At 47.6% G+C, this 6299-nt stretch carries 5 protein-coding genes; all 5 read left to right on the top strand.

Features of this window, described 5'->3' with window-relative positions; translation table 11 throughout:
- The first annotated feature begins 119 nt into the window (after positions 1 to 119).
- The gene (locus C812_RS12285; protein WP_016312976.1) at positions 120 to 1088 is read left to right on the top strand and encodes an aldolase catalytic domain-containing protein; all 969 of its coding nucleotides are present in this window, start codon (positions 120 to 122) and stop codon (positions 1086 to 1088) included.
- Positions 1089 to 1228: 140 nt separating this feature from the next.
- Positions 1229 to 3331: a putative bifunctional diguanylate cyclase/phosphodiesterase gene (locus C812_RS12280; protein ID WP_016312975.1), complete on the top strand. Its 2103-nt coding sequence runs from the start codon at positions 1229 to 1231 to the stop codon at positions 3329 to 3331.
- 81 nt (positions 3332 to 3412) lie between these two features.
- A complete protein-coding gene (locus C812_RS12275) occupies positions 3413 to 3985 on the top strand; it encodes a TetR/AcrR family transcriptional regulator (protein WP_036625392.1) in 573 nt (190 codons plus the stop codon).
- A gap of 230 nt (positions 3986 to 4215) precedes the next feature.
- Positions 4216 to 5166: an aldo/keto reductase gene (locus C812_RS12270; protein ID WP_016312973.1), complete on the top strand. Its 951-nt coding sequence runs from the start codon at positions 4216 to 4218 to the stop codon at positions 5164 to 5166.
- 25 nt (positions 5167 to 5191) lie between these two features.
- Entirely contained in the window at positions 5192 to 6265 is a 1074-nt protein-coding gene (locus tag C812_RS12265) for an Atu2307/SP_0267 family LLM class monooxygenase (RefSeq protein WP_016312972.1), read from the top strand.
- Positions 6266 to 6299 lie beyond the last annotated feature (34 nt).

The raw sequence follows: 6299 nt of genomic DNA, 5'->3' as shown, positions 1-6299 counted from the left end.
AATTCAAGATTCGACGCCGAATGAAACTTCTTGAGTTACTTCGTGATCCAAAGATGACTTTTCGAACAACCTTTAGTAAGATGGATAGTAAAATGACACGATGGAGAGGAATATGCCAGATGAAAGCCAACAATTGCAAAATCGTCGACTGCACCATCCGTGATGGAGGACTGGTGAATAACTGGGACTTCAGCGTAGAATTTGTGCAAAAATTGTACGCAGGCCTGAATGAGGCGGGTGTGGATTATATGGAAATCGGCTACAAAAACTCGCCGAAGCTGCTGAAAGGCGCCGATGAAGCCGGTCCTTGGCGGTTTCTGGACGACGATTTCCTGCGCAAGGTAATTCCTCAAAAAGGAACGACGAAGCTATCCGCACTGGTCGATATCGGCCGGGTAGACGAAAATGATATTTTACCGCGCAGCGAAAGCGTCCTCGATTTAATTCGGGTGGCTTGCTACATTAAAGATGTGGACAAAGCTCTGCAGCTGGTACAGTTGTTCCATGATCGCGGCTACGAGACGACGTTGAATATTATGGCGTTGTCCAACGTGATGGAGCATGAACTGCTGGAAGCTTTTGAGATGATCAAGGATAGCGTCGTTGACGTTGTCTACATTGTTGATTCGTACGGAAGCCTCGATTATAAAGACATGGAGCATTTGGTCAACAAGTTCAAGACCCATTTGCCGGGCAAACGGCTGGGTGTTCATACCCATAACAACATGCAGTTGGCCTTTTCTAATACGTTGGTAGCTGCTGAAAATGGGGTTGAACTGCTAGACGCTTCCGTGTATGGCATGGGGCGCGCGGCTGGCAACTGTCCAACCGAGCTGCTTGTGACCCATCTGAAGGGGACGAACTATAAACTGCGTCCTGTACTAGAAGTGCTGGAGGAGCTCTTGATCCCGCTTCGCGAGAAGGAAGAGTGGGGGTACCTGATCCCTTACATGATCACGGGGACGCTTGATGAGCATCCGCGTTCCGCGATGGCGCTTCGGGCTTCAGACGACAAAGACAAAGTCGTCGATTTTTACGATAAACTGACGACGCCGGAAACAACAGTCCATCGTCCTAAAAAATCCTAAAAAGGTAAGCCCGGGCCTCGCGCCCGGGCTTTTATTTTTCCTCGACAAATTTGAGAAAAAGGAAGGAAATAAGCGGAAAATGTTGAATAGTACAACTCATGACGGATCGATAAGTACTTACCTCCGGAGGTTGATACGCATTGAGGATTAGGGCAGAGGAACGAACGACAATCATCCAAGGGGTAATCGGATTGGCGGCGATGATCGGGGTTGTCCAGTTGTCGGCATGGAACAGGTTTCCGCCAGGAACGGCCGAGGTTGTCCAAACGTTGCATCTTTTGACAGGTCTCATGTGCATGGCCATATCCTTCGCGATCTTCGCACAGGGATGGATTCTGTTTACCGACAAACTTTCCAAGCAGCGACTGTACACGGCCGTGTTATTTTCAATGATCGGGATATTGGATATTCTGTACACCGTTTCGTACGGTGATATCTCGCTGCTTGGCTTCGAACCGAACGAAAATTTGGCGACCTGGTTTCTGGTGATCTCCCATTTAATAGGAGCTTTTGGGATGCTGCGGATCTTTGCTGTGACGGATCAGCAGGTGTCCGGGCAGCAGAAAGTGACGATGTTCGCCAGTGCCGTCTTCTTGACGCTGTTAGGTCTGTTTGTGTTAAATCGATATCAAGACCGCTTGCCGCTACTATTGGAAACGGAGCTTCTGCAACTGATGATGCAAGCGGGGATTCCTCTGCTGTACCTCCTTGTCGCTACGGCTGTTCTTTATCGACATCGGACGGAGCGCCCTTCAGCCATGATGATGGTAACCAGGGCACTGCTCTTCATGGCGATGGGTCATGTCTTGCTGATCTGTCCGCCGGGGCAAGTGGAGGGGTTAACTCAGGCGTTGGGGCAAGGGTATATGGCCATTTCGTATTACATCGTATTAAAAGGGGTTTACCGACTGACGATTGAAGAACCGTTGCGCGATCAACTGTTCGTGGAAGCCCAGATGAAGCATATGGCCTACCATGATGATTTGACCGGACTGCCGAACCTGCGACAAATGAAGGAGCAGTTGGACGAGCTCTTGGTTTTTTCGCGAGCTTGTATCGGTGTGGCGGTGATCAATATCGACCGGTTTAAGGCGATTAACGACTCGCTAGGTTACAGTGCGGGGGACAAAGTGCTGACCGAGCTCGGAAGTCGGTTAGCGGTGCTTGAAGGCCCTCAGCAATGGGTGTACCGGGTGGGCGAGGACGAATTCGCCGTGGTCTTCTCCGAGCTGCCGGATGTTTCGGCCGTCGAGGAGCGGGCCAAGCAGCTGTTAGCCTCTGTTGATCCCGGGGTCCTCATCGATGACACAGAATATCATATTTCCTTGAGTATGGGGTTGTCTGTATTTCCGAATGACGCCGACTCGGTCAACCAGTTGATCCAATTTGCCGATATGGCAGTACACCATGCGAAGGAGCAAGGCGTAGAGTTTCTGCGTTATCATGCATCGATGAAACAGCGCACCCAAGCGAAGGTAGAGCTTGAGAATGATATGCGCAAGGCGCTGGAGCGGGGGGAATTCTTCCTGGAGTTCCAGCCGCAGATCAGTTTGGATACGGGGAAAATGGTTGGGATGGAGGCACTTGTCCGTTGGAACCATCCGAAGCGGGGACTGATACCTCCAAGTGAATTCATTCCGCTAGCCGAAGAGAATGGGCTGATCGTTCCTCTTGGTGAATGGGTGCTAAGAACGGCTTGCCAGTATAATAAGAAATGGCAGCAGGAAGGATTCGAGCCCGTTTGTGTGTCCGTCAATTTGTCGATGCGCCAGTTCCGGCAATATAATTTAGCGGAGCACGTGGACGCAATCCTGCGTGAGGTAGGGTTAGATCCACAATATCTCGAGCTGGAAGTGACGGAAAGCATGACATACGATATTGAAACCGCGCTGGATCAGCTTCATCGCTTGAAGCGTTTAGGTATACATATCAGTATCGATGATTTTGGCACAGGCTACAGCTCGCTATATTATTTAAAAAGTCTGCCGATCGATCGGTTAAAAATTGATCGTGCCTTCGTCAAAGAGGTCATGTGCGACGGAAACGACGCGGCGATCGTCTCCACAATCACCACCATGGCTCATCACTTAAAGCTGAAGGTGACGGCCGAAGGTGTTGAGAACGAGGAGCAACTGGAGTTTCTGAAGCTCCAACGTTGCCATGAAGGACAAGGATATCTGTTTAGCAAGCCGGTGTCTGCCGGGGTGCTGGAGAGTGAATTCCTTAGCCGGCTAGCCGGCTAAGGAATTTTTTATGATTTTAGGTAAAAAAAACGAAAGGGCTGAATATTGACTTTCGATCGAACGTTCGATTATAATGTGGCCATGAAAAACAAATCTGATAACAAATCCGAACTGATCTATCAAACAACAATTGAACTTCTCAATGAAATTGGACTATCCGAGATCTCCATGTCCAAAATTGCGAAGCGGGCAAACATCTCGTCGTCGACCATTTACTTCTATTTTGAAAGTAAAGAAGACTTGTTGATTAAGCTATACTTTAAGCTTAAGGAACAAATGCATGAGAAAATGTTTCTTGGCGTTACGGAGGACATGTCAGTCAGGGCTGCCTTTGAGAAGATCTTGCGGAATTACTCCAGTTACATCGTGAATAATCAAGCTAATTTTCTGTTGATGGAACAGTTTTTTGATTCGCCATTTATCCAAAAACACTGTAAAGATCAAAGCGGTGGTGTATTTAAGCCGATGTATCCTTTATTCGAAAGGGGGATTAAGGAAGGGCTGTTTAAGGATTCGGAAACGAATCTGTTAGTTACTTACTCCTGCTTGCCTTTTGTCCAAATGGGCAAAGAGTATATTAACGGTGAGTATGAATTCACCCCAGACAACATCGACAAAATGATTCAAATGAGCTGGGATGCGATCAAAGCATGAACAGCCTCTTTTTTCACTTCAATAGATCGAACGTTCGATCGAGTTGATGAGTTAACTTTAATTTGCATCAAATCGATCGAACGTTCGATAAAATAATTATTTTTAAAGCGATATGAACGAACGTTCGATAAAAAGGGGGCGAAGCTAATTACAATTAAAATCTAAGCATGTAGATCATTGTGAAATGTTATTTCTTGACATAAAAAACAAAAGACAAAGGAGAGATATTTATGGAAAAAAGAGCCCTGGGGTCAAGTGGACTGAAAGTCTCAGCGATGGGATTAGGCTGCATGACGATGTCTGATTTTTACGGCAGTGACCGGGATGAACAGGAATCGATAGGGACGATTCATCGAGCATTGGACCTTGGTGTAAACTTCTTGGACACTTCAGATCTGTACGGTAACGGAGAAAATGAGAAGCTGGTAGGAAAAGCGATTAAAGATCGGCGTGACGAGGTTGTTTTAGCAACCAAGTTTGGGGTTGTACGTGAGGAAGGCTATTGGGGCTATAACGGCAGCCCGAGATATGTGAAGGCAGCTGCCGAAGCAAGCTTGCGCAGATTAGGTGTTGACCACATTGACCTGTATTATCTGCACCGGATCGATCCTTATACCCCCATCGAGGAGACGGTAGGGGCGATGGCTGACTTGGTGAGAGAAGGGAAGGTCCGTTATATCGGTCTTTCGGAAGCCCCGGCTCAACTAATCCGCAGAGCACATGCAGTTCATCCAATTACGGCAGTGCAAACGGAATATTCCTTATGGTCTCGCGACATTGAAGACGAAGTTCTTCCTACTCTCAGAGAGCTGGGCATTGGATTTGTCGCCTACAGCCCGCTTGGACGTGGGTTCTTAACCGGGACAATTCAGCGATACGAGGATTTGGATTACAGCGATGTAAGACGTAACTTCCCAAGATTTCAAGGACAAAACTTACAGAAAAACCTTCAATTTGTTGCTCAGATTAAAGAAATGGCGGCAGAAAAAGGATGCACTGCACCCCAATTGGCTTTGAAATGGATTTTGATGCAAGGTAACGATATTGTGCCTATTCCAGGAACGAAAAGAAGAAAGTATTTAGAAGAAAATATTGCGGCTTTGCAGGTTGAGCTTACAGATTCGGACCTTCAACGTCTTAATCAAATCGCACACAAAAACGTTGCTGCCGGACATCGTTAATTACAGAAAATGAAGGAGGATCATCATGACGGAATCCATAGATTTTGAACTAGGTATTAACACCTTTCTAGAAACTTCACCAGATCCTGTAACGGGCAAGCGGGTCAGCCATCCCGAGCGGATTCGAAATGGGATCGAAGAGATCGTTGTTGCTGATCAGGCTGGTCTTGACGTGTTTGGGATCGGAGAACATCAACGGTTTGATTTTGCCTCTGAGGCTCCAGCCGTCATCCTTGCTGCTGCAGCTGCTTTAACTAAGCGAATTCGGCTCACGAGTGCTGTCACCGTCCTTTCCTCGGATGATCCAGTTCGTGTCTATCAACAATTTTCAACGCTGGACAGCATCACTAATGGTCGGGCTGAAATTATGGTCGGCAGAGGCGCCTTTGTTGATTCGTTCCCGTTGTTTGGCTACGACTTAAATGACTATGATGAATTGTTTGAAGAACATCTTGAACTGCTGCTCAAGATTAGAGCTTCAGAAAAAGTCACATGGCGAGGCGGTCATCGCCCGGCGATTCATAATCTCGGCGTCTATCCGCGATCTGTCCAAGACCCGCTTCCGGTGTGGATTGGGTCTGGAGGACGACCGGATTCGGCTATTCGAGCAGGAGCGTTGGGATTGCCTATTGTTTTTGCGATCATTGGCGGCAACCCGGAAAGATTTGCGCCGCTCGTCGAATTGTATAAACAAGCAGCTGCAAGTGCAGGCCATGATGTAAGTAAGCTTAAAATTGCGACACACTCGCATGGTTTCGTTAGTGACACAACCGAGGAGGCGGTTCGGTTACACCGACCTTACCAGGTCGTTCAAATGAACGAACTCGGCAGAGTATTGGGCTGGGCGCCATACACCGAAGTATCCTATGAGTTGAATCGCAAGATGGATGGTTCCCTCTATGTCGGTGATCCTGAATATGTTGCAGAGAAGATTCTTCACACCCGCAAAATGTTGGGAACCAACCGCTTCTTCCTGCATCTGAATATTGGCACAATGCCTCATCGTGAAGTCCTGCGCGCCATTGAGTTGTTTGGCACCCGAGTCGCACCGATTGTTCGAAAAGAAATCGCCAAAGAAAACAAGCAGACAAACGCTTAAAATTTTACTTCCCTTCGAGGGAATCTTTGGGCAG

Source organism: Paenibacillus barengoltzii G22 (assembly GCF_000403375.2).
Classification (GTDB): domain Bacteria; phylum Bacillota; class Bacilli; order Paenibacillales; family Paenibacillaceae; genus Fontibacillus; species Fontibacillus barengoltzii.
Note: the sequence above shows the minus strand (reverse complement) of the source record. Positions and strands in the feature narration are given on the sequence as shown.

Coding starts and splice junctions, on each gene's coding strand:
- C812_RS12285 (WP_016312976.1), top strand. CDS start 120: ATGAAAGCCAACAATTGCAAAATCGTCGACTGCACCATCCGTGATGGA.
- C812_RS12275 (WP_036625392.1), top strand. CDS start 3,413: ATGAAAAACAAATCTGATAACAAATCCGAACTGATCTATCAAACAACA.
- C812_RS12270 (WP_016312973.1), top strand. CDS start 4,216: ATGGAAAAAAGAGCCCTGGGGTCAAGTGGACTGAAAGTCTCAGCGATG.
- C812_RS12265 (WP_016312972.1), top strand. CDS start 5,192: ATGACGGAATCCATAGATTTTGAACTAGGTATTAACACCTTTCTAGAA.